This is a genomic window from Miniimonas arenae (genome assembly GCF_006351005.1).
GTDB classification, from domain to species: domain Bacteria; phylum Actinomycetota; class Actinomycetes; order Actinomycetales; family Beutenbergiaceae; genus Miniimonas; species Miniimonas arenae.
Genome location: NZ_VENP01000106.1, coordinates 1 through 2,736 on the forward strand (window position 1 = coordinate 1; position 2,736 = coordinate 2,736).

Annotated in this window: 2 protein-coding genes and 1 pseudogene; 1 reads left to right on the forward strand and 2 read right to left on the reverse strand. The window is 70.4% G+C overall.

The window, feature by feature from the left end; genetic code table 11:
• Positions 1-62: 62 nt before the first annotated feature.
• The gene (locus FH969_RS14720) at positions 63-383 is read right to left on the reverse strand and encodes a sulfate permease (protein ID WP_139987941.1); all 321 of its coding nucleotides are present in this window, start codon (positions 381-383) and stop codon (positions 63-65) included.
• Positions 384-552: 169 nt separating this feature from the next.
• Between FH969_RS14720 and dprA the strand changes: the two genes are divergently transcribed.
• Positions 553-1,599, forward strand: a complete 1,047-nt coding sequence (gene dprA / locus FH969_RS14725) for a DNA-processing protein DprA (protein ID WP_246071999.1) — start codon at positions 553-555, stop codon at positions 1,597-1,599.
• Between the two features lie 23 nt (positions 1,600-1,622).
• Here the strand turns inward: dprA and FH969_RS14730 are convergent.
• A pseudogene (locus FH969_RS14730) lies at positions 1,623-2,736 on the reverse strand (MobF family relaxase); the annotation flags it as partial.

Here is a 2,736-nt window from a genome sequence, read left to right on the forward strand (position 1 = left end):
ACCAAGCCCACGTCCCAGGATGCCGGAGGCCTCCGACATCCGTGGGTCGCCGCCATGCTCCCCTACGTCGGCTGCTTGTGGGCCCTCCTTTCCTGCGCTCGGACGTGTGCGAGCTGGACGAGGCTGACGGGTCCGATCCAGAGGAACTTGAGGGCGTTCCAGACGAACAGCAGGACCAGCAGGTAGAGCCAGCCGGGGCCGCCGTCGTTGATGATCGTGGTGCAGATCGCAGCGGCGTAGAGGTAGGGCATGGCCAGGAGCATCGCCGGGATGCCCCACTTGAGGCCACGTCTCGTTCGGATGGCGTTGAGCAGCAGGTTGGTGGGCGTGTAGCGGAGTTCGCCGTAGCCTCGTGCGCTGAGCGCTACGGATGTGCGGAGCATTGCGGGCCTCTTTCGTCGTCATAGCGCGACGGGTGTCCGTCGTGGAGGCGGCTATGAACCGAGTGCCCGCGAGGGGCCGTCCCGAAGGACCCGCGTAGTTTGCTGAACCTGCCTCGCCACCGAGTCTACGACTGACTCGTGACAGTGGGAACCCCAGCGGCAGGTGGGCGTGTACCTCGTCGGTGACCTTGGAGCGGAAGGGACACCGATCATGGCGACGTTGGCGGAACAGGTGCAGGGTGAGCGGATGGCGCGGATCGCGCTGTCGATGATCGCCGAACCGAACGACCCGACCACGGGGTACGTCCTCGCCCGTCACGGCGGGATCGAGACGCTGCGGCTGATCGAGTCCGACGACGAGGTGCCCGGCCTGGCCCGCGCCGACGTACTGATGTGGCGCGAACGACTGACGGCGCGTGTCATGCCCGGCCTGCTGGATCAGGTAGCGCAGGCGGAGCGGCACGGCTTCGGCACGCTCATCCCCGCCGACAAGGAATGGCCCGCCGGGCTGAACGACTTGGGCGAGCGTGCCCCCTACCTGCTGTGGACGCGGGGCGCGGCCTCGTCCCTGACAATGCCGCTGAGCGATCGGGCCACGATCACCGGCTCACGCGCCGCGACCTCCTACGGCGAGCAGATCGCGGGCGAACTGGCGACGGGTCTGGCCGATGAGGAACGGGTCGTCGTCTCCGGTGGCGCATACGGGATCGAAGGGGCCGCGCACAAGAGCGTGCTCGCCGCGAGCGGTCAGACGATCGCGGTCCTGGCGAACGGGCTGGATCGCCCGTACCCGGCTGGGCACAGCGAGCTGTTGAACCAGATCGGGGATGTCGGCCTGCTGGTCAGCGAGCTACCGCCGGGCACTGCGCCGACCAGGCACAGGTTCCTGGCTCGCAACCGCCTGCTGGCGGCGCTCTCGGGTGCGACCGTGATCCCCGAGGCCAGTCCCCGGTCCGGGTCGATGACCACCGTCATCGCCGCCCGCGAACTCGGCCGAGGCGTCGGCGCGGTGCCCGGCCCGGTGACCAGCGTCACGAGCGCGGGGCCGAACGAACTCATCAAGCAAGGCTTCGCCTCCACCGTCACCCAGCCCAGCGACGTGATCGCCCTGCTCGACGCCGACCCGAACCCAGGACGGGCCGTGACCCGGCCCGAGGCCGGGCGCGAGTTCGGGCACCGACACCCGTCACAGGGCACGCCCGGACACCGTCTCTGACGGCCGCTTGCGCTAGCCCGGTTTCACAAGCTCGGAGCGGGGCGAGCCGCGCCGCTCTGTCGCGCGGGCTCGGTCGTCGTGCCCTCGATGGTGGCGGCTTGGGCGCGGTTGAGGGCGGCACGGGCGCGGATGGCGTCGATCTTCTGACTGGTGCTCTCCGGTGTCGGGCCGAGCGGGGTTCGGTCGTCGCTGATGCCGTAGCGGTCGCGGTAGGCGGCGACGGTGCGGGCAGCGCGCCACCATGCCGCCTGCTGTTTCTCGCCCTTCGGTGCCGTGCCGAGGTCGGCCGTCCACGGTTCCGCATCGGTGAGAGCGCCACGCAGCACGGCGTCGGCGCGGGCCTCGATCAGCTCGCGGCGCTCGTCCAGTGCTTGCCGCATGTCGCCTGTCATCTGCCCGCCGGCGTGCGGGATCAGTCCGACGATCAGTCTCGGGGGTTTGCGGGTGCGGCCTGATCCGGCGGGCCGGGCGGTGGCGCGCGCGACGCGGGCGTGGAGGACGGAGGCGATGTCGTCGGCGTCGTCCAGGCTCCGCGCGGCGACCAGACGCGGGAGCAGCGCGTCGAGGTCGTGGTGATTAGCTTCGGCGTGACGCAGCTCGGCCGACAGCGCGCCGTAGGCGTCGGAGGCGAGCACGTCTCCGATCTGCTCGACCGTGAGCCCGGAGGCTTGCAGGAGGGTGGCCCAGCGGTCGTGCTGGGCGGCTTGCGCGATGGTGTCGTACTCGGCCGCGAGCTGGGCGATCGAGCCCCAGCGGTCTTGCTCGGCGGTGATCGTCTCGTGTGCGGACAGTTCGGTGCCGATGTGCTGCAACACTCCGTATAGGATCGAGCGGGCGGTGACGTTCGGGTTGTCGCCGGGATGCGGCACCGCGTGTTCGGCATCTTCTCGGTCGACGGTGACGTAGGCGTGATTGCTGTGGGCGCCGCGGGTCATGGAGACGTAGAAGTTCTCCCGCGTCGTGGTGGCGGTGACGACCGCGTGCGCGGTGTCGGTGGTCACGCCCTGGGCGCGGTGCGCGGTGATCGCGTAGCCGAGTTCCAGGTGGTCGGCCACGTAGTCGGCCGGCAGGACGATCCCGCCGCCGAACCTGCGCCCGGCCGGGCGGATGCTCACCGACCCGTCCTCCCGAACTCCG